The organism is Citrobacter sp. MGH103, from assembly GCF_001034475.2.
In the GTDB taxonomy this organism is placed as follows: domain Bacteria; phylum Pseudomonadota; class Gammaproteobacteria; order Enterobacterales; family Enterobacteriaceae; genus Citrobacter; species Citrobacter freundii.
The window spans coordinates 1,477,853-1,498,031 of record NZ_CP073043.1 but is presented as its reverse complement, the minus strand read 5'-3'; the positions used below and the strand labels follow the sequence as shown (position 1 = coordinate 1,498,031).

Below are 20,179 nucleotides of genomic sequence, written 5' to 3'. Positions count from 1 at the left end.
TTTAATCAGAGGCTTTCAATCAGCAACTTGCCTTTGCGATACATCAGATGGCGAAGGAACACCACCATCAGCGCCGTAATCACCGCACCTAACAGGATCCCCGCCATATAGACGCCGAGGTTAGTCACCAGCGGCCACGCCCAGATAGCGGATTCCGGGAACCACTGCACGGCCCCCAGCCAGACGGCAGCCGTCGACCCAACAATGGCGCCAACCATATAAGAAGGAATTGCGGTGATGGGGCTTTCCAGTGCAAACGGGATCGCCCCTTCGCTGATTCCCATAAATGCGAGGAACATTGCCGTTTTCCCCTGCGGGTAAAGCTGTGCGCTGAACAGGCGTTTGCCGGTTAAGCGACGGTCAATAAGCGTGGCCAGTCCGAGGCCAATCGGCGGAATGACAATCGCAATAGAGCGCGCGGTGACCGGCAGAACGTGATCGGTAGTAAAGCTGAAGGCGACAAAACCTGCGGCTTTATTAATCGGGCCGCCGAGATCAATCGCCGTTGCCGCGGAAATCCCCATCGCGTACATCAGCGTGCCTTTCTCGCCAGCCGCCGTCAGCAAAGTACGGATCCCGCCGTTAATCCAGCCGCCAAACGGCGTTATCACGTAATACATCGCCAGCATGACGAAAATGGCGGAGAGAATGGGCAGTAAAAAGGTGGTTTTGAATGCCAGCAGGAAATCAGGCAGCTGGATTTTTTGGTTCATCCACTTCACCAGATACCCGGCGACAATCGAGATAATCAGCGCACCAATAAAGGTTGACGGAACCGGAGCACTGGTTACCCATTGCAGCGTTGATGGGTCAAAATTCAGTATTTGTGTCGGCTGAGTAGACATCAGCCCGCCAATGAACCCCGCCGGAAACGCCAGCTTGCCGCCGATGGAGTTGGCGACAAACGCAGCAAACATCGGAATAGCAAAACCAAACAGCACGCCGCCAAAAGATTGCGACAGCCAGGCAAACTTCAGTAATGAGAGATTAAAACCGGTAAATTTTCCGCTGTTCAGCGCATCCATGATGCCAGTGTCAGCAGGAATATCGAGCCAGCTATAGGCGATCAGTTGCGAGAAGGCGAGAATCACCCCGCCCATAATTAACGTCGGCACCATGCGTGAAATACCCGACATCACATGTTGCGGAAGTTCGCCCCAGAAGCTATTGCGGGAGGCCGGTGGATTTTTTATTGCCGCTGCCGCACCAGATGCGCCAGGCACAACGGTTGCACTGCGTTTTTTAATGGCCATACGTAATTCCCTGTCGATGATTATTGTTGTTCAGCGGCAACCATCTCTTCGATCTCTTTAATGATGCCGGCAGCATTTTTTATCGCGTCCTGTAGCGTAATTTCGTAGACATCACGCGACTCAAAACGCTCGTTATCTTCCGGAGTTACGGCAACTGAATGGATGATTAACGTCGCCTCAGCAATATCCTGCGCCGTCAGGCGATTTTGTATTCCGTCAGCGCCTTGGGTTTCGATTTTCACTTCATAACCGGCTTCAACCGCGGCTTCTTCCAGCGCCTGAGCCGCCATAAAGGTGTGGGCCAGCCCCATTGGGCACGCGCAGACGGCAATTAATTTTTTGCTCATAATTATTTCCTCGTAATAGTTAACGAGTGAAATTATGGTCCGAGGAAAGTAACAACCGTTATCAGACAAATAATGCTTTTACTGGACAAATAATCCAGCAATCAGGAAGTGTGACGAAGGTCGGAAAGGTGGGCGGCAGGCATAAAAAAACCGCGTGATTTACGCGGTTTTGCAGATTTCTGATTGAAGAATTAAAGAATATGGCCCAGCGTCTGACGCAAATGCGCACCTGCGCCAAGTAGTCCAGGATTATCGTGCACAATCAGGTACACCGGAATATCCTGCACGTAGGCTTTAAAACGGCCTTTATCTTCAAAACCACCGCGGAAGCCTGAAGCCTTAAAGAAGTCGAGGAAGCGCGGTACGATACCACCGGCGATGTACACACCGCCAAACGTCCCAAGGGTTAACGCCAGATCGCCACCAAAACGCCCCATAATGACGCAGAACAGCGACAGCGCCCGACGACAGTCAATGCAGGAATCTTCCAGCGCCCGTGCGGTGATATCCTTCGGCTGCAGATTTTCCGGCAACCGCCCGTCTGATTTGACGATGGCGCGATACAGATTCACCAGCCCCGGACCGGACAGCACACGTTCTGCGGAAACATGGCCAATTTCGGCGCGCAGGACTTCAAGGATAATTCCTTCTTCTTCGCTGTTAGGCGCAAAATCTACATGACCGCCTTCACCGGGCAGGCTTACCCAGCGTTTGTCCACATGCACCAGATGCGCCACACCGAGCCCGGTTCCTGCGCCATAGACGGCTATCGGTTTACCTTCAATAGGTTCCGCGCCACCAAACTGGATCAAATGCTCTTTTTTCAGCATCGGGATCGCCATCGACACGGCGGTGAAATCATTGATGATTTCCAGATGGCTAAAGCCCAGATTTTTTTTCATCTCAGCAATAGAGAATGCCCAGGTATGGTTGGTCATTGCCACCCAGTCGCCAGTAATCGGACAGGCAATGGCAATGCAACCATCTTCGACGCTGACGCTATGCTCATCCAGGTACACGCGCACCACGGCTTCCAGACTAGGGTAATCCAGCCCGGAATAGGTTTTTGCCTGCGAAATCTCGCCGCTGGCAATATCGCACAGAGCAAGACGCGCGTTGGTGCCGCCAACATCCCCTACTAAAGCATATTTTGTCATTCTTCCACTGCTCCGCTAAAGTCAGATTAAATCTTTGCCACACTGTAAATTCATGGGGACATAACAACAACGGTCTGAAGGCTGATGCCCGTGGAAAATCGATCCAGATCACACAATTACTTTATCGTTTCAGCACCATTTGCAGCGATGTCGTCAGGCAGGCTGTGCAAACTATGTCTATGACTCTGTTTTAAGGAATAGAAAATGCTCCATCCGCGAGCCAGAACGATGCTCTTGCTATCAACCCCAGCGCTAATCATTGGCATAGCGTCCAGCCTGGTGTTGATCGTTGTGATGAAAGTGGCTTCCGTTTTACAGCAGTTTTTGTGGGAACGTCTGCCTGTTAGCATCGGTATAGCCCAGGACTCTCCGGTCTGGATTATCGGTATGCTGACGCTCACGGGGATCATGGTCGGGTTAGTTATCCGTTACAGCCATGGTCACGCAGGTCCGGATCCGGCCTGTGAACCGTTAATTGGTATGCCGGTGCCAACGTCAGCACTACCGGGCCTGCTGGCAGCGCTAATCCTTGGCCTCGCGGGTGGCGTCAGTCTGGGTCCGGAACACCCCATCATGACCGTAAATATCGCTCTGGCAGTGGCACTTGGTAGCCGCATGTTTCCCCGCATTGCGAAACTGGACTGGACCATTCTCGCCTCTGCCGGCACCATCGGCGCGCTATTTGGCACCCCCGTTGCCGCTGCGCTGATATTTTCGCAAACGCTGAATAGCTCAAACGATGTGCCCTTGTGGGATCGCCTGTTCGCGCCGTTAATGGCCGCGGCCGCGGGTTCGCTAACCACCAGCCTGTTTTTTCACCCCCATTTTTCACTGCCCATCGCGCACTACACGCAGATGCACTTGATCGATATCCTCAGCGGCGCGGTTGTTGCCGCAATCGCTATTGCTGCCGGAATGGTAGCCGTCTGGTGTCTGCCACGTTTGCACCATTTAATGCATCGATTAAAACACCCGGTACTGATCCTCGGGGCAGGCGGTTTTATCCTTGGAATTTTGGGTGTTATCGGCGGGCCGCTTACCTTGTTTAAGGGACTGGACGAAATGCAGCAGATGGCGTTTAGCCAAACGCTGGGGACATCGGATTATTTCATGCTCGCCGTAATTAAGCTGGCGGCGTTAGTAGTTGCGGCAGCGAGTGGTTTTCGCGGAGGGCGAATATTCCCGGCGGTATTCGTTGGTGTCGCCTTGGGTCTGATGCTGCACGCCCATGTTGAAGCGGTGCCGGCTGCCATCACGGTTTCTTGCTCTATCCTCGGGCTGGTGCTGGTCGTCACCCGCGACGCCTGGCTGAGCCTGTTTATGGCAGCAGTGGTGGTACCAGATACCACCCTGCTGCCGCTGCTGTGCATCGTCATGCTGCCCGCCTGGCTGCTGCTGGCAGGCAAGCCGTTGATGGTCGCTGAACGCCCTGATAAATAGCTATCCGCCGTTGCGAGATTCCAGCGCACGGGTCACCGTGCGCAATAATTCAGGAAGATCGGCTTTCGGTAGCACTACCTCAATTAACGACAATCGTTGCGGATGGGACAGCCTGGCCAAAACTTCCTCCAGCTGTACCGCCTGCCTCACCCGCCAGCATTCCGCCTGGCATTCACGACTAAACGCCTGCGGCACCAACGTCCAGCTCCAGGCGGCGATATCGTTATAGCGCTGATTTGCCCCGTGTATGGCCCGCTCCACGGTATAGCCGTCATTGTTGAGGAGTAAAATAACGGGTGATTGCCCGTCTCTGAGCATGGAGCCCAGCTCCTGAATGGTGAGCTGCGCCGCGCCATCGCCAATAATCAGGATCACCCGACGGTCCGGACAGGCCGTTTGCGCGCCGAATGCCGCCGGTAGCGCATAGCCTATCGATCCCCACAGAGGCTGAACGAGCACCTCCGCCCCGCCGGGTAGCGAGAGCGCAGCCGCGCCAAAGGCGGCGGTTCCCTGATCGACGAGGATAATGTCATTAGGCGCCAGATACTGCTGCACCGTATGCCAGAAGTTTTCCTGCGTCAGAGGCCCCTTCTCAGCCTGAATGCGCGCAACTGGCGGACGTTCTGGCGGCAGTGAAAACGACATTTCCAGACACAGCTCCCGCAATGTGGTGACCGCCTGCTCCATCGGGATGTTAAACCAGCTGGTTCCAATCCGTGAGGCATGTGGCTGAACATCAATGGTGCGCTCCTGCGGTAGCTGTTGCGTAAACCCGGCGGTCAGGGTGTCGACAAATTGTGTGCCGACACAAAATATCGTGTCGGCATCTTCGATAGCCAGACGAACATAATCGCTACTGGCTCCGGCACTGTATGTGCCAACAAACGCAGGATGACGTTCATCGAACAGCCCTTTGCCCATCAACAACGTGGCGTGGGCCATCGGCGTTTCCGCCATCCAGCGCTGTAAAACCGGCTGCAAACCAAAACGTAGCGCGAGAAAGTCCGCGAGCAGCGCAACGCGTGGGCTGTCCAACAATCGTTCACGGGCATGGTAGCGAAACGCTTCTGCCACACTGCTCTCCGGCTCGCTCAGAGGAACAATCAGGATGTCATTCGGTGGTGTGGCGGGCTGTTTTGCCACATCAGCAGGTAACATCAGATAGCCCGGCCTGCGTTCGATGAGCATTGCTCGCAACACGCGGTCAATTTCATAACAGGCGTTTTGTTCATCCAGTACCGCGCTCGCCGTCGTCACCGCCTGCTGCATACGGTAAAAATGTTGAAAGTCACCATCACCCAGCGTGTGATGCATCAACTCCCCACGACGCTGTGCACCGCGACAGGGCGCGCCAACAATATGCAAAACAGGAACATATTCCGCATAACTTCCTGCGATACCGTTAATCGCACTTAACTCGCCCACACCAAACGTGGTGAGCAGCGCCCCTACCCCAGAGACCCGTGCATAGCCATCTGCCGCATAAGCCGCATTCAACTCGTTCGCACACCCGACCCAACATACGTTGGGATGTTCAATCACGTGGTCAAGAAACTGCAAATTATAATCGCCAGGCACACCAAAGAGATGGCCGACGCCACAGCCTGCCAGCCTGTCCAGCAGATAATCAGCAACGGAATACGGGGTTTGCATGACAGCTATCCTTCTGACGGTAACCTCATGTTGAGTATCGAAGAACTGTGATGACTGTCCAGGAAAGTCGCTGTGAAGGGGTGGAAAGCAGGATTTACAGTTTTGGCGGTAAAAATTCATTGAAGAATAGACGGTGTAACCGTATACACTGAAAGACACACGCATTGTGGAAGGGGGTGACATGGTTTATCACGCAGATGAAAATCGTTATCAGACAATGGAGTACCGCCGCTGCGGTCAGAGCGGCCTTAAACTGCCGATTGTCTCGCTGGGTTTGTGGCACAATTTTGGCGATACCACACAGGTCGAAAACAGTCGGGCATTATTACAGCGCGCATTCGATCTGGGGATCAACCATTTTGATCTGGCAAATAACTATGGTCCACCGCCGGGTTCGGCAGAACGGAATTTTGGTCGGATCCTGCAGGAAGATTTTTTACCGTGGCGAGATGAGCTTATTATCTCCACTAAAGCGGGCTACACCATGTGGGAAGGTCCCTACGGTGACTGGGGTTCACGCAAATATCTGATTGCCAGTCTCGATCAAAGCCTGAAGCGCCTGGGACTGGAGTATGTCGATATTTTCTACCACCATCGCCCCGACCCTGAAACACCGCTCAAAGAAACCATGCGCGCACTGGATCACATCGTCCGTCAGGGCAAAGCCCTGTACGTCGGGTTGTCTAACTATCCAGCAGATCTTGCCAGACAGGCGATTGAAATACTCGACGATTTAGGTACGCCATGCCTTATTCACCAGCCCAAATATTCCATGTTTGAACGTTGGGTCGAAGGCGGTCTGCTGTCGTTGTTACAGGAAAAAGGTGTCGGCAGCATCGCCTTCTCACCGCTGGCTGGCGGACAGTTAACCGACCGCTACCTGAACGGCATTCCTGCGGATTCTCGTGCGGCAAGCGGCAGCCGTTTCCTGAACCCGGATCAAATTACGCCAGAGAAACTGGAGAAGGTGCGGGCGCTGAATGCGCTGGCAGAACGACGCGGGCAAAAGCTTTCCCAGATGGCGCTGGCATGGGTGTTACGGGATGACAAAGTCACGTCAGTGCTGATTGGCGCGAGTAAAACGGCGCAGATTGAAGACGCTGTCGGCATGCTGGCAAACCGTCACTTTACGTCTGAAGAGTGCGCGGAGATTGATGCTATCCTGAGTTGATTGAAATAAAGACACATTTATTAACAAAAAGTGCTCTCACTTACGATTTAAGAGTTAAGGCGATGAAACGGGGCTTTACTGCCCCGTAATATTACGTTAACAGGCCGGCTACGGCTCGATCGTGAAGGAGAGAAAACATGTTCAGGTCACTGATTCTGGCGGCAGTCTTATTGGCTTTTACACCGCTGTCCGCGAACGCTGGCGAAATCACCCTGCTGCCATCAATAAAATTGCAAATTGGCGATCGCGATAACTACGGTAACTACTGGGATGGCGGCCGCTGGCGCGACCGGGATTACTGGCACAATAACTATGAGTGGCGTAAAAATCGCTGGTGGCGTCATGACAATGGCTATCATCGGGGCTGGGATAAACGCAAAGCTTATGAGCGCGGCTACCGTGAAGGCTGGAATGACCGTGACGACCACCGCGGTCGCGGGCGTGGTCACGGACACCACCATTAATGTAACAAAAGGGCCTGTGGGCCCTTTTGTTTTTACAAACCGAGTGCAGTTCCTACCAACAGCCAGATATTGAGCGTCACCACCAGCACAACAATCACCCAGCCTACCTGTTTTACCCATCGGGTATTCACCAAATCGCCCATCAGCTGACTGTTGCTGGTGAAAATCAACAGCGGCACCAGCGCCAGTGCAATACCAAAACTGAGCAACACCTGGCTCATCACCAGAATACGCGTTGGATCTAATCCCATCAGAATCACAATAAAGGATGGCATCATGGTGACCGTACGGCGAACCCAAAGCGGAATGTGAAAACGGATAAACCCTTGCATCACCACCTGCCCCGCCAGCGTACCGACCACGGTAGAGGAAAGTCCCGCAGCCACCAGGCTTAAACCGAACACTGTCGCCGCAGCGTGACTCAACAGCGGTTCAAGTGTCAGATACGCTTGATCGAGATCGGCAATACCGGTATGCCCGCTAAAATGAAATGCAGCGGCAGCCGTCGCCATCATCGCCAGATTGACAAATCCGGCAATCGTCATGGCGATAGCCACATCCCATTTCGTGGCCGCATAGCGCTGTTGACGTGTTCCGCCGTGCAGATGCTGGGTTAAGGAAGAGTGCAGATAAATGACATGCGGCATGATAGTCGCACCGAGCACGCCAGCGGCGAGGAACACCGCTTCGGAATTAGGTAGGCTCGGGATAACCATCCCCTTGCTAAGTTGCGCGAAGTTCGGCTGGGAAAAGATCAATTCCACAATGTAAGCCGCAGCCACAAACAGCAGCAAGCCGCCAATCACTTTTTCCAGCGGTTTTTGCCCGCGGCGCTGCAACATCAGAATCAAAAAAGTCGCGATACCGGTGAGCACGGCACCCTGCAATAACGACACGCCGAGGATCAACTTAAAGCCAATCGCGGCACCAATGAATTCAGCAAGGTCTGTCGCCATGGCGATAATTTCGGCCTGCACCCAGTAGAACCACACCACCGGACGAGGATAGTGATCGCGAATTTGCTCCGCCAGGTTTTTACCCGTGGCAATGCCAAGCTTTGCCGATAGCACCTGGATCAGCATCGCCATCAGGTTTGCCCAGACCACCACCCACAACAGTTTATAGCCAAAGCTGGCCCCTGCCTGGATGTTGGTGGCGAAGTTGCCCGGATCGATATAGCCGATCGCCGCGATGAACGCAGGTCCCATTAATGCGAGCTTCAACTTGCGCGCTGCCCGTCCACTGCTACTCTCAACGCGATCGTTAGTCATTTTAGTGCCTCAGAAACATAGCCTTTGCTATGTTTCAAGCTACGCCTATTGAGAATGATTATCAACTTCATTTTAATGGGTGAAGTTGATTTCTCTGATAGTGTTTGTCTATGGATCGATAAGGATTCTGGGATAAACGGTAAGATGTTTAATTATTGTTATAGATTAGCACAATGACATAACTTTTCACTTCGATACTAAGCATAACGGAAGTGTATCACCGATCACTAATTTTGAATCTCGTCACAGGTCCTTATTATAGTGTGTGTTTGATCTCGTTTTCTTTATGGTTGTTACATAGAATGTGCACGAAAACTAAACCTGCCTCATATTTGGAGCAAATATGGACCGCGTCCTTCATTTTGTATTGGCATTGGCCGTTGTTGCGATCCTTGCGCTGCTGGTAAGCAGTGACCGTAAAAAGATTCGCATTCGTTATGTTATTCAACTGCTTGTTATTGAAGTGTTACTGGCGTGGTTCTTCCTGAACTCCAACGTCGGCCTGGGCTTCGTAAAAGGCTTCTCCGAAATGTTCGAAAAACTGCTCGGTTTTGCCAACGAGGGGACGAACTTCGTCTTCGGCAGCATGAATGATCAAGGCCTGGCATTTTTCTTCCTGAAAGTGCTGTGCCCTATCGTCTTTATCTCCGCCCTGATCGGTATCCTTCAGCATATCCGTGTGCTGCCGGTTATCATCCGCGCAATTGGTTACCTGCTTTCCAAAGTGAACGGTATGGGCAAGCTGGAATCCTTCAACGCCGTCAGCTCTCTGATCCTGGGTCAGTCCGAGAACTTTATCGCCTATAAAGATATTCTCGGCAAAATGTCTCGCAACCGTATGTACACCATGGCTGCAACGGCGATGTCTACCGTTTCCATGTCTATCGTCGGCGCGTACATGACCATGCTGGAGCCGAAGTACGTTGTTGCGGCGTTGGTACTGAACATGTTCAGCACCTTTATCGTGCTGTCGCTGATCAACCCTTACCGCGTTGATGCCAGCGAAGAAAATATCCAGATGTCTAACCTGCATGAAGGTCAGAGCTTCTTCGAAATGCTGGGTGAATACATCCTGGCGGGTTTCAAAGTGGCAATTATCGTTGCGGCGATGCTGATTGGTTTCATCGCGTTAATCGCTGCCCTGAACGCCCTGTTTGCCACCGTGACCGGCTGGTTTGGCTACAGCATCTCCTTCCAGGGCATCCTGGGTTACATCTTCTACCCGGTTGCATGGGTAATGGGTGTACCGTCCAGCGAAGCGCTGCAGGTGGGCAGTATCATGGCGACAAAACTGGTTTCCAACGAATTCGTTGCGATGATGGACCTGCAGAAAATCGCCTCTACGCTCTCTCCGCGCGCTGAAGGCATCATCTCTGTGTTCCTGGTCTCCTTCGCTAACTTCTCTTCTATCGGTATTATCGCCGGTGCGATTAAAGGTCTGAACGAAGAGCAAGGTAACGTAGTTTCCCGCTTTGGTCTGAAGCTGGTGTACGGCTCTACGCTGGTGAGCGTACTGTCTGCATCTATCGCGGCACTGGTGCTGTAAGCGTAAGACAACATCGTAGTGATGAGGCCGGGGAATTTCCCCGGCTTTTTTATGCCTGCTATTCAGCAGAGCGGAGAGATATCGGTAAGAATCGACAGGATGCAGAAACAAAAAACCCCCGCTTTTCAGCGAGGGTTTAAATTTTGGTGGAGCTAAGCGGGATCGAACCGCTGACCTCTTGCATGCCATGCAAGCGCTCTCCCAGCTGAGCTATAGCCCCACGATGCTTTTACGTATATACCAAATTCGTTGGGATAAAATTTGGTGGAGCTAAGCGGGATCGAACCGCTGACCTCTTGCATGCCATGCAAGCGCTCTCCCAGCTGAGCTATAGCCCCATTACGTAAAGCTTGTCGAGTTGACGGGCGGCATCATATGAATTCCCTTCGCGTGTGTCAACGGCAAAATTAACTCATAGAATTCAATCGCTGAAAAAGCAGTCAAATGAAGAACATTGCGTAACAACTCGCATTCAGTAGTTAAACGCGTCACGGTTTCTACTAAAATGGTGCTATAAAATGAGCCACTAATTAACCCCACGACTATTCAGGGAATCGTTATGTTCAAGGAACGGATGACGCCAGAAGAACTTGCTAATCTGACCGGATACAGCCGACAGACCATCAATAAATGGGTGCGCAAGGAGGGTTGGGCTACATCACCAAAACCAGGCGTACAGGGCGGTAAAGCGCGTCTGGTTCACGTCACCGAACAAGTTCGTGAATACATTCGCAGTGCTGAGCGTTCAGCCGAAGGTTTATCAGATAATTTATCGTTATCAGGCGATACCTCTATCGAAGCTCTACTGATTAGGCTCGCCAAAGAGATGACTCCGTCAGAACAGAAAATGTTTACGTCACTGATCCTGCGTGAAGGCATTACGGGTTTATTACAACGCTTAGGGATCCGCGACAACAAATAATATGAAAAAATTACGCAGCAAAATGACGACCGAAGAACTGGCGGACTGTCTCGGAGTTGCCAAACAAACCGTCAATCGTTGGATCAGAGAACAAAACTGGACCACCGAAAAGTTTCCCGGCGTTAAAGGGGGTCGTGCAAGGCTGATTCATATCGACTCCAGCGTCCGCACGTTTCTGCTCAATATTCCGGCTTTTCGCAAAGTACCTGAAATTTATCAGGCAGAGGAACCGTTGGCAGAATACAACCACGTGGTGCGTAGCCACGCCTGTCGCCAAATAATTAGCGCACTGGACAACATGTCCCCAACGGAACAAGAAAAGCTGGCAATGTATATTTCTCGCGAAGGTATTCGCACTTTCCTTACCCGTCTGGGTATTGATGAGTCTGAATAACAGGCAAAAAAACGGCAGGATGCGCTCCTGCCGTTGTTTCATCGCTCAACCGATCTTACTGCTGGCTTTCACGCTCAGCAATAAACGCCAGCGCTTTATTAATACGCTCAATGCTGCGGGATTTACCAATCGCATGCACTGTGACGTCTAACGCCGGAGACTGACCCGCACCGGTTACGGCTACGCGCAGCGGCATCCCAACTTTACCCATCCCCACTTCCAGCTCATCAGCGGTCGCCTGAATCGCGTGGTGCACGTTTTCTGCCGTCCACTCGCTGATAACAGCCAGTTTATCGCGAACCACTTCCAGCGGCTGACGTGCTACCGGACGCAGGTGTTTCTTTGCGGCGTCCGCGTCGAACTCAGCAAAATCTTCGTAGAAGTAACGGCAGCTCTGCGCCATCTCTTTCAGCGTTTTGCAGCGCTCACCCAGCAGTTTAACCAGCTCAGACAGCTGCGGGCCGACGCGAGTATCGATATTTTCCTGCTCAATGTGCCATTGCAGATGCGTTGCCACATATTCCGGTGCCAGCGCATTAATGTAGTGATGGTTCAGCCACTGCAGTTTTTCGGTGTTGAACGCACTGGCAGACTTGCTCACCGCACCAAGGGAGAACAGTTTGATCATCTCTTCACGGGTGAAGATTTCCTGATCGCCGCTGGACCAGCCCAGACGCACCAGATAGTTCAGCAGCGCTTCCGGAAGGTAACCGTCGTCGCGATACTGCATAACGCTGACCGCACCGTGACGTTTAGAAAGTTTTTTACCATCGTCGCCGTTGATCATCGACACGTGTGCATAAACCGGTACCGGCGCATTCAGCGCTTTCAGGATGTTTATCTGACGCGGAGTGTTGTTGATATGGTCTTCACCACGAATAACGTGAGTGATTTCCATATCCCAGTCGTCGACCACCACACAGAAGTTGTAGGTCGGGGAACCGTCGGTACGGCGGATGATCAGATCGTCCAACTCCTGGTTGCTGAATTCGATCGGCCCACGGATCTGGTCATCAAAAATAACGGATCCATCCTGCGGGTTGGCAAAACGCACCACGCATGGTTCATCAGCAGCATGATGTTCATGACCGTGGCGGCAGCGACCGTCGTAACGAGGCTTCTCACCGTTTGCCATCTGCTCTTCACGCAACGCGTCCAGACGTTCTTTGGAGCAGTAACATTTATACGCGGTACCGGCTTCCAGCATCTCATCAATCACGGCGTTGTAGCGATCAAAACGTTTGGTCTGGAAGTACGGGCCTTCATCCCATTCCAGATTCAGCCAGTTCATGCCATCCATAATGGCTTCAATAGCTTCCGGAGTGGAGCGTTCGAGATCGGTGTCTTCAATACGCAGCACAAACTCACCGTCATGGTTACGTGCAAAAAGCCAGGAATATAGAGCAGTACGCGCACCACCGACGTGCAGGTAACCTGTCGGGCTTGGCGCGAAGCGAGTTTTGATTTTCATGAAATGGCCTTACGTTTATAAAGATGCCGACAACCGGCAAATCCTGGGAAGATTATCAGGCTCGTATTCTATCACTGTGGTCTGATTCCTCAATGTTGTTCAGGTTGGAACATCACGCTTTGCCATTTTCGTATACAAATCATGCTGCATGGATTGATTTGCGATCGTTTTGTTTAAATTTACGACGAACGAACAAATTCTTTAGAAAATGCGTTGACTCATTTTCAACTCTCCCTATAATGCGACTCCACACAGCGGGGGTGATTAGCTCAGCTGGGAGAGCACCTCCCTTACAAGGAGGGGGTCGGCGGTTCGAACCCGTCATCACCCACCAACTACTTTATGTAGTCTCCGCCGTGTAGAGTAAGAAATTGAGAAGTGGGTGATTAGCTCAGCTGGGAGAGCACCTCCCTTACAAGGAGGGGGTCGGCGGTTCGATCCCGTCATCACCCACCACTTTCTCGCCAGCTGGATTTCTTACAATAAAATTGAAGTACCGAAGTGGGTGATTAGCTCAGCTGGGAGAGCACCTCCCTTACAAGGAGGGGGTCGGCGGTTCGATCCCGTCATCACCCACCACTTCGGGTCGTTAGCTCAGTTGGTAGAGCAGTTGACTTTTAATCAATTGGTCGCAGGTTCGAATCCTGCACGACCCACCAATGTAAAAAGGCGCCCTAAAGGCGCCTTTTTGCTATCTGCGATTTGTAAAATTCGAACCTGCGGCAGGTTCGGTGTTGAGCGCAGCGAAACAACGGAGCCGGTTACGGCGACGGCCCGAAGGGCGAGCAAAGCGAGTCATCCTGCACGACCCACCAATGTAAAAAAGCGCCCTAAAGGCGCTTTTTTGCTATCTGCGATTTGTAAGATTCGAACCTGCGGCAGGTTCGGTGTTGAACGCAGCGAAACAACGGAGCCGGTTACGGTGACGGCCCGAAGGGCGAGCGAAGCGAGTCATCCTGCACGACCCACCAATGTAAAAAGGGCGCTGGCGGCGCCTTTTTGCTATCTGCGATTTATACACTTGCCTGATGCGTACGCTTATCAGGCCTACAGACGATACCGCACACGTAGGCCGGATAAGACGTTAGTCGCCATCCGGCACAGACGTCATACCGTCAATGCCGCTACCAGTTTCTCTAGCGCGGGTGTCGCCTGCTGTTGGTCATACACAATATACAAATCCGCCGGAATACGTTCCTCTAACGGTCGAAATACCACTCCAGGCCAGTTCATCTGGGCGTAGCTATCGGCAATCAGTGTAATCCCAATCCCCATGCTGATCATCGCCAGCACCGTTTGCGGCTCCCTCACCTCACGGATAATCATCGGGGAAAATCCAGCGCTCAGGCAAACTCGCTGCAAAAATGCCCAGTCGGTATGAATGGAGGGCATCGTGACAAAATATTCATTTCTCAACGCTTCCAGCGGTACGGATTCACAGGCGGTAAGAGCATGTTCTTCTGGTATGGCCACTAAAAATGAGGACTCATGTAAGCGCAGGCTGGTAAATCCGGGAGAGGGTTCAGTAGCCATGCGCCAAATCCCCGCATCCAGTTCACGTCTTTCCAGCATCGTCATCTGCATTGCGGGCATGTTCTCGCGAAACTGCACCTCGACGTTGGGATTTTCCTTCAGAAAACGCCGCATCACCGGACGCATTTTTCCCCACATTGCGGTACCAATGACGCCTAGCTCAATTCGCCCTGCCTCACCGCGACCAATCTGTTCCACTCGTGCCAGCGCCTGATTAGCACTGGATAACAGTCTGCGCGATTCTTCCATCAAAATTTTTCCGGCGTGGGTTAACGCCACGCTGCGGGAATGACGGATAAATAGCAACGTGCCGAGCTGTTGTTCCAGCTCTTTAATATGCGTACTGAGGGGCGGTTGCGACATATTCAGGCGAGCAGCAGCGCGTCCAAAATGCAGTTCTTCTGCGACGGCAAGAAAATAACGCAGTAACTTCAGATCGATGCGGTGCGTGCGTTCCATGGATAATGCGCTCCTGAGTGAAGATTAATGCGCAAAGTTACCACATTGCATCGCAGAAAATGAAACGGCGGGTATCAGAACCCGCCGCTAAAGGAGCATTAATGTGCCAGTGATTTCTGCGCCAGTCGTTCAGGCTCATGCTTATATTTAAAGAACAATGCAAAGATAACCGCCAGGACCAGCGCGTAAGCGGCAAACACCAGCCAGATAGTTTGCCAATCCTTGACGCCATCGACAGAAAAATAGTCCACCGCCATCCCGCTCAGGATTGAACCCACCCACGCGCCAATGCCATTTACCATCGTCATAAACAACCCTTGGGCGCTGGCGCGAATGCTTGAGTCAACTTCCTGCTCGACAAATACCGATCCGGAGATGTTGAAGAAATCAAACGCGCAGCCGTATACGATCATCGACATCAGCAGCAGCACAAAGCCAAACGGAGACGGATCGCCAAAGGCAAAGAAGCCAAAGCGCAGCGTCCACGCCAGCATACTCATCAGCATCACTGTTTTAATGCCAAAGCGTTTAAGGAAGAATGGAATAGTGAGGATAAAACCCACTTCCGCCATCTGAGAAACCGACAGCAAAATGGAGGGATATTTCACCACAAAGCTGTTGGCAAACTCAGGGTTACGGGCAAAATCATGCAGGAACGGATTGCCAAAGACGTTGGTGATTTGCAGCACCGCCCCCAGCATCATGGCAAACAAAAAGAAAATTGCCATACGCGGATTTTTAAACAAAACAAACGCATCCAGCCCCAGTTTACTGGCCAGCGTGGCGGATTCTTTTTTCCCTGCAACCGGTATTTTCGGCAACGTCAGCGCATACAGAGCCAGCAGCAGCGATGCGCCTGAAGCGATATAAAGCTGTGCGCTGCTCAGCTCCAGCCCCATTAAGCTGACCGTCCACATCGCCACAATAAAACCTATCGTGCCAAATACACGAATTGGCGGGAACGCGGTGACCGGATCCTGACCCGATTGTGCAAGGCATGAATATGAGACGCTGTTCGATAACGCAATCGTCGGCATATACGCCATCGCGTTAACCAACATTACCCAGAACATAGTCTGTGGATCGGTAACGGTTGTGGCGTACAGCAACACGCCAGCACACACCAGATGGCACAGCATATAAGCGCGCTCTGCACGCAGCCACTTATCGGCGATGATCCCCATAATGCCCGGCATAATAATCGCTGCCAGCCCTTTCGAGCTGTAGACCATACCCACATTCGCGCCGGTAAAATCCAGGGTGTTAATCATGTAAGAACCCAGGGTTACCAGCCAGCTTCCCCAGATGAAATATTGCAAAAACGACATGAGCTTTAAGCGAGATGCGATACCCATTTTTCCGTTCCTTGCCATAAAGTAAGACCCCGCAAGCGGGGTCATGTTTTAATTATTCAGGCCAGTTTGCGCAAGAAGCCACAGATAAGATTGATGAAGTTCTGCCGGGAGAGTTCCGCTGCAGCCAACGTCTGTGCGTGAGATAACTTCACATCTCCCAAACCTTCAGCCAGGTTGGTGATGGCAGCCACCGCAACCACTTTCAGACCGCAGTGGCGCGCAGAGATAACTTCAGGCACCACCGACATCCCCACCACGTCGCCGCCAATAATTTGCATCATGCGGATTTCTGCCGCCGTTTCAAAGTTCGGTCCCGGATAAGAAACAAACACCCCTTCGCTCAGCGGAAACCCTTCTTCTGCGGCGACGGTTTGCAGGATCGCACGATAGTCAGCATCATAGGCATTCGCCAGCGAAAAGAATCGCTCACCAAAACGCTCATCGTTTAGTCCGACCATTGGTGTACCTGGCATCGTATTAATGTGATCGCTAAGCGCAACGAGACTACCTGGTCCGACTTCGGGGCGCAAAGAACCTGCGGCATTAGTACAAAATAACAGTTCGCAGCCCAGCAGCTTCAGGGTGCGAATGGCGTCGGTCATCACCGTCATGCCGCGACCTTCATAAAAATGCCCACGCCCTTTCATACAAGCCACCGGAATACCCGCCAGATTTCCCAGCACCAGCTCACCGGCATGACCATGTACAGTACTGACAGGGAATCCCGGCAATTTTTCGTAAGAGATGGCCACTGCATCCTCGATTTGATCCGCCAGAGCACCGAGGCCAGAGCCAAGAATAAAGGCTACGCGCGGGGTGAAATCGGGTTTGTAACTACGAATGATGTCGGCGCTATACCAGGGATTTTGCGAGAAAAGAGAGTGACTCATGAGATATCCTTAATACTGAGTAGTCGAAAATAATGTCGCGTACCGCACTGTTATAGCGAGACTACGCAATCGATTACCAATACCGTTTATCCCGACAACCGATAGTAAATCGGTATCGATGAGTCGCCCTAAACCAGCCTGAAATCACATTTTTTTCGGGCCAGAAATGGCACAGGAATAGAGATACATGAAGATTTGGAACTTTTATTATTAAACTCCGCTCCGCCATATTGTAACTGAAGTTCTGTTCACTAATGCCGATACTCATGTTTTATGGCGTGAGGAATCCGTATGACAACGATTAACGTTTCCACCCCAACTGTTCAAAGCAGTAGTGGTGGTGGAAAAGCCCCAGCCGGGAATGACATCTCCGCTCAGATTGCACAAGTCACCCAAAAGATAACCAAGCTAACTCAGCAGCTCAAAGATATTCCCAATAGTAGTGGCAGTGTTGAGCAGAAGCGCGAACAGCAGGAACTTATTCAGACACAAATCAAGATGTTACAAGCACAGCTGGCTCAACTGTTGCGACGGCAGGCCGAGGAGTCACAGCAAAAGCAAAGCGCCGATCAGAGAAAAGCTGAGGGCATCAACACGGCTTCCGACCAACATCAGGTCGATATTTATATCTGATACAACGGATCACGGGCACGACCAGCGGTTAATTCACTGGCCTGCATACGCACCACGTCCCACAGCGCCTGAGCCGCGGTTGATAAAGAGCGGTTTTTACGTCGAGCCAGCATCAGTTGCCGTTCAACTACCGGCGTCAGGCGCTTAACCTGCAAGTGACTGCCCTGTGGTAAGGGGAGCGCCAGTGCGGGCAGTACGCTGATGCCAATCCCCGCCTCCACCATCGGGAACAGCGTGGCGGGATGACCAATCTCCTGAACGATGTTGGCATCAATGGAAAAATGGGCCAACGCCGCATCGATCAGCGGTCGACTACCGGAAGCGTAATCCTGTAACACCAAACGTTCGTGATACAAATCCTGCCAGTTCACCCACTCACGTTGGGCTAACGGATGATCCTGGCGACACAGCAGCAGGAACGGTTCGGACAGTACGGCTTCACATTGCAGGTCGGTCACCGCTCCGGGATCAATCACAATGCCAAAATCCACCTCTCCCTGGCGAATACTTTCCAGCACCCACTGCTGGGGCCTGTCGTGCAGCACAAAATCGATCGCAGGATAAAGCTCATTACTCTGGGCAATACACTGTGGAATAAGGTGAGCAGAGATTGTCTGGCTGGCGGCAACACGCACCGTTCCGGTTAACTGTGTCCCCACCTGGCCTGCTTCACGCAGCGTGCTGTGCAGTTCATCCAGAATACGTTCCAGGCGCGCCGCCAACTGGTGCCCCGCTTCCGTCAGCACCACTTCCCGCGTTGTTCTATCTAACAACCGCACACCCGTCTGCCCTTCAAGCTCTTTAACGCTGTGGCTGACCGCAGACTGACTTAAGCCAATGATATCCCCCGCCCGGCTAAAACTTTTGGCCTGGGCGACGGTAACAAAGATACGCAACTGACGCAGAGAGTAATTCATCTATTCGATTCATATATGGATGCAATAAATCAATTTTATTTCTCAAATGGAAAAACGCAAAATGTTGCTACTGAATTTCAGGAGCTTTTATGAAACTTTTTCGTATCCTTGATCCGTTCACGATTACGTTGATTACGGTCGTATTACTGGCGTCCTTTTTCCCGGCCGAAGGTGGCTTTGTGCCTTTCTTTGAAGGCTTAACTACCGCTGCCATTGCCCTGCTGTTTTTTATGCACGGGGCCAAGCTCTCTCGTGAGGCAATTATTGCCGGCGGTAGTCACTGGCGTTTGCATCTGTGGGTGATGTGCAGCACGTTTGTTGTTTTCCCGGTGCTGGGCGTTCTGTTCGCCTGGTGGGCACCAGTTAATGTTGATCCGATGCTGTACACCGGTTTTCTGTACCTGTGTATTTTGCCAGCCACGGTGCAGTCGGCAATCGCCTTTACGTCGCTGGCGGGGGGTAATGTTGCCGCCGCCGTGTGTTCCGCTTCGGCCTCCAGCCTGCTGGGTATTTTTCTCTCACCGTTGCTGGTTGGCCTGGTAATGAATATGCATGGCGCAGAAGGCAGCCTGGAGCAGGTGGGGAAAATCATGCTGCAGCTGCTGCTGCCGTTCGTACTGGGACATCTTTCGCGTCCGTGGATTGGTAACTGGGTGTCCCGACATAAAAAATGGATTGCAAAAACGGATCAATCATCCATTTTATTGGTGGTTTACTCCGCCTTCAGTGAAGCCGTGGTTAACGGGATCTGGCACAAAGTGGGGATTGGCTCACTGCTGTTTATCGTGGTGGTCAGCATCGTATTGCTGGCAATCGTGATTGGCATCAACGTCTTTGTTGCGCGTAAATGCGGCTTCAACAAAGCCGATGAGATCACCATTGTCTTTTGCGGATCGAAAAAGAGCCTGGCGAATGGGATCCCAATGGCAAATATTCTGTTCCCGACGTCAGTGATAGGAATGATGGTGCTGCCGCTGATGATCTTCCATCAAATTCAGTTGATGGTTTGTGCGGTGCTGGCACGTCGCTACAAGCAACAGACGGACGCATTGCAGGCGCAGCAGAAAAGCCGCGCCGCAAAGGCTTAAAGCGGGCGTTTCAGGGGCTGCACCAGTTGCGTCAGCCCTTCAGTTTTAATCAGCAGCGTGATTTGCATCAGTTCGCCGAGCTTGCCCGGCGGGAATTCATCCTTACGGGCAAACCACAGCAGATACTCTTCCGGTACATCAATCAGCCGACGCCCTTTATATTTGCCAAAGGGCATCACGGTATTGGCGATTTCAACCAGCTGCTCTTTTTCCAT

The 20,179-nt window shown here is 52.1% G+C and carries 20 protein-coding genes, 6 tRNA genes and 2 other RNA genes; 14 read left to right on the top strand and 14 right to left on the bottom strand.

Going from position 1 to position 20,179, the window contains the following annotated elements; translation table 11 throughout:
• Positions 1–5 precede the first annotated feature (5 nt).
• The 3 genes from SK33_RS07085 to glk form a co-directional block, all read right to left on the bottom strand.
• Positions 6–1,253 carry a PTS fructose transporter subunit IIC gene (locus SK33_RS07085; protein ID WP_003028252.1) on the bottom strand — a complete coding sequence of 416 codons (1,248 nt, stop codon included), beginning with the start codon at positions 1,251–1,253 and terminating at the stop codon, positions 6–8.
• Between the two features lie 20 nt (positions 1,254–1,273).
• Entirely contained in the window at positions 1,274–1,600 is a 327-nt protein-coding gene (locus tag SK33_RS07080) for a PTS fructose transporter subunit IIB (RefSeq protein ID WP_003028254.1), read from the bottom strand.
• Between the two features lie 191 nt (positions 1,601–1,791).
• Positions 1,792–2,757 (bottom strand): glucokinase, encoded by a 966-nt coding sequence (gene glk / locus SK33_RS07075; protein WP_046670120.1) that lies wholly within the window; start codon positions 2,755–2,757, stop codon positions 1,792–1,794.
• 204 nt (positions 2,758–2,961) lie between these two features.
• Here glk and SK33_RS07070 point away from each other — a divergent pair, with 204 nt between their 5' ends.
• A complete protein-coding gene (locus tag SK33_RS07070) occupies positions 2,962–4,197 on the top strand; it encodes an ion channel protein (RefSeq protein WP_016150726.1) in 1,236 nt (411 codons plus the stop codon).
• Here the strand turns inward: SK33_RS07070 and SK33_RS07065 are convergent, their stop codons facing one another.
• Positions 4,198–5,850 (bottom strand): alpha-keto acid decarboxylase family protein, encoded by a 1,653-nt coding sequence (locus tag SK33_RS07065; RefSeq protein WP_048218355.1) that lies wholly within the window; start codon positions 5,848–5,850, stop codon positions 4,198–4,200. It lies immediately after the preceding gene.
• A gap of 181 nt (positions 5,851–6,031) precedes the next feature.
• Between SK33_RS07065 and mgrA the strand changes: the two genes are divergently transcribed.
• On the top strand, positions 6,032–7,021 hold the full coding sequence (mgrA, locus tag SK33_RS07060; protein ID WP_003839244.1) for an L-glyceraldehyde 3-phosphate reductase: 990 nt from the start codon (positions 6,032–6,034) through the stop codon (positions 7,019–7,021).
• A gap of 137 nt (positions 7,022–7,158) precedes the next feature.
• Positions 7,159–7,485, top strand: coding sequence for a DUF2502 domain-containing protein YpeC (gene ypeC / locus SK33_RS07055; RefSeq protein WP_048218357.1), 327 nt, complete (start codon positions 7,159–7,161; stop codon positions 7,483–7,485).
• A gap of 32 nt (positions 7,486–7,517) precedes the next feature.
• Here ypeC and SK33_RS07050 read toward each other — a convergent pair whose 3' ends face one another.
• Both SK33_RS07050 and SK33_RS26705 read right to left on the bottom strand, forming a co-directional pair.
• Positions 7,518–8,756, bottom strand: a complete 1,239-nt coding sequence (locus SK33_RS07050; RefSeq protein ID WP_003028272.1) for an Nramp family divalent metal transporter — start codon at positions 8,754–8,756, stop codon at positions 7,518–7,520.
• Complete coding sequence (locus SK33_RS26705) at positions 8,753–8,827, bottom strand: hypothetical protein (RefSeq protein ID WP_418222155.1); 75 nt, start codon at positions 8,825–8,827, stop codon at positions 8,753–8,755. The genes SK33_RS07050 and SK33_RS26705 overlap by 4 nt, the downstream gene beginning before the upstream one ends.
• Positions 8,828–9,099: 272 nt before the next feature.
• Between SK33_RS26705 and nupC the strand changes: the two genes are divergently transcribed.
• Positions 9,100–10,302, top strand: a complete 1,203-nt coding sequence (gene nupC, locus SK33_RS07045) for a nucleoside permease NupC (protein WP_003028275.1) — start codon at positions 9,100–9,102, stop codon at positions 10,300–10,302.
• Between the two features lie 144 nt (positions 10,303–10,446).
• On the opposite strand, the gene SK33_RS07040 is transcribed toward nupC, so the two are convergent.
• Positions 10,447–10,522 (bottom strand) — tRNA-Ala (locus tag SK33_RS07040).
• Positions 10,523–10,564: 42 nt separating this feature from the next.
• A tRNA-Ala gene (locus SK33_RS07035) sits at positions 10,565–10,640 on the bottom strand.
• A 221-nt stretch (positions 10,641–10,861) separates the two neighbouring features.
• Between SK33_RS07035 and SK33_RS07030 the strand changes: the two genes are divergently transcribed.
• Positions 10,862–11,224 carry a YfeC-like transcriptional regulator gene (locus SK33_RS07030; protein ID WP_003028277.1) on the top strand — a complete coding sequence of 121 codons (363 nt, stop codon included), beginning with the start codon at positions 10,862–10,864 and terminating at the stop codon, positions 11,222–11,224.
• 1 nt (position 11,225) lies between these two features.
• A complete protein-coding gene (locus SK33_RS07025) occupies positions 11,226–11,618 on the top strand; it encodes a MerR family transcriptional regulator (protein WP_003028279.1) in 393 nt (130 codons plus the stop codon).
• A 55-nt stretch (positions 11,619–11,673) separates the two neighbouring features.
• Here SK33_RS07025 and gltX read toward each other — a convergent pair whose 3' ends face one another.
• Positions 11,674–13,089: a glutamate--tRNA ligase gene (gene gltX, locus SK33_RS07020; RefSeq protein ID WP_032949732.1), complete on the bottom strand. Its 1,416-nt coding sequence runs from the start codon at positions 13,087–13,089 to the stop codon at positions 11,674–11,676.
• A 258-nt stretch (positions 13,090–13,347) separates the two neighbouring features.
• Here gltX and SK33_RS07015 point away from each other — a divergent pair.
• The 6 genes from SK33_RS07015 (at position 13,348) to SK33_RS06990 (ending at position 14,060) form a co-directional block, all read left to right on the top strand.
• Positions 13,348–13,423 (top strand) — tRNA-Val (locus tag SK33_RS07015).
• Between the two features lie 46 nt (positions 13,424–13,469).
• Positions 13,470–13,545: transfer RNA gene (locus SK33_RS07010), tRNA-Val, on the top strand.
• Between the two features lie 47 nt (positions 13,546–13,592).
• Positions 13,593–13,668: transfer RNA gene (locus SK33_RS07005), tRNA-Val, on the top strand.
• A gap of 4 nt (positions 13,669–13,672) precedes the next feature.
• Positions 13,673–13,748, top strand: a tRNA-Lys gene (locus SK33_RS07000).
• A 29-nt stretch (positions 13,749–13,777) separates the two neighbouring features.
• A non-coding RNA gene (locus SK33_RS06995) (RtT sRNA) lies at positions 13,778–13,904 on the top strand.
• Positions 13,905–13,933: 29 nt separating this feature from the next.
• Positions 13,934–14,060, top strand: a non-coding RNA gene (locus tag SK33_RS06990) — RtT sRNA.
• A 136-nt stretch (positions 14,061–14,196) separates the two neighbouring features.
• Here the strand turns inward: SK33_RS06990 and SK33_RS06985 are convergent.
• From SK33_RS06985 to xapA, 3 genes are all read right to left on the bottom strand, one after another.
• Positions 14,197–15,081 carry a LysR family transcriptional regulator gene (locus SK33_RS06985; RefSeq protein ID WP_003038118.1) on the bottom strand — a complete coding sequence of 295 codons (885 nt, stop codon included), beginning with the start codon at positions 15,079–15,081 and terminating at the stop codon, positions 14,197–14,199.
• A gap of 98 nt (positions 15,082–15,179) precedes the next feature.
• A complete protein-coding gene (locus SK33_RS06980; protein WP_048218359.1) occupies positions 15,180–16,436 on the bottom strand; it encodes a nucleoside permease in 1,257 nt (418 codons plus the stop codon).
• 56 nt (positions 16,437–16,492) lie between these two features.
• Complete coding sequence (gene xapA, locus SK33_RS06975) at positions 16,493–17,326, bottom strand: xanthosine phosphorylase (RefSeq protein WP_003838576.1); 834 nt, start codon at positions 17,324–17,326, stop codon at positions 16,493–16,495.
• Positions 17,327–17,617: 291 nt separating this feature from the next.
• On the opposite strand from xapA, the gene SK33_RS06970 reads away from it, so the two are divergent.
• A complete protein-coding gene (locus SK33_RS06970; protein ID WP_003038109.1) occupies positions 17,618–17,959 on the top strand; it encodes a FlxA-like family protein in 342 nt (113 codons plus the stop codon).
• On the opposite strand, the gene SK33_RS06965 is transcribed toward SK33_RS06970, so the two are convergent.
• Positions 17,950–18,876: a LysR family transcriptional regulator gene (locus tag SK33_RS06965; RefSeq protein ID WP_003038106.1), complete on the bottom strand. Its 927-nt coding sequence runs from the start codon at positions 18,874–18,876 to the stop codon at positions 17,950–17,952. The genes SK33_RS06970 and SK33_RS06965 overlap by 10 nt on opposite strands.
• A gap of 89 nt (positions 18,877–18,965) precedes the next feature.
• Here SK33_RS06965 and SK33_RS06960 point away from each other — a divergent pair, with 89 nt between their 5' ends.
• Positions 18,966–19,964 (top strand): bile acid:sodium symporter family protein, encoded by a 999-nt coding sequence (locus SK33_RS06960; protein ID WP_003038103.1) that lies wholly within the window; start codon positions 18,966–18,968, stop codon positions 19,962–19,964.
• On the opposite strand, the gene SK33_RS06955 is transcribed toward SK33_RS06960, so the two are convergent.
• Positions 19,961–20,179: a DUF3820 family protein gene (locus SK33_RS06955; protein ID WP_003038102.1), complete on the bottom strand. Its 219-nt coding sequence runs from the start codon at positions 20,177–20,179 to the stop codon at positions 19,961–19,963. The genes SK33_RS06960 and SK33_RS06955 overlap by 4 nt on opposite strands.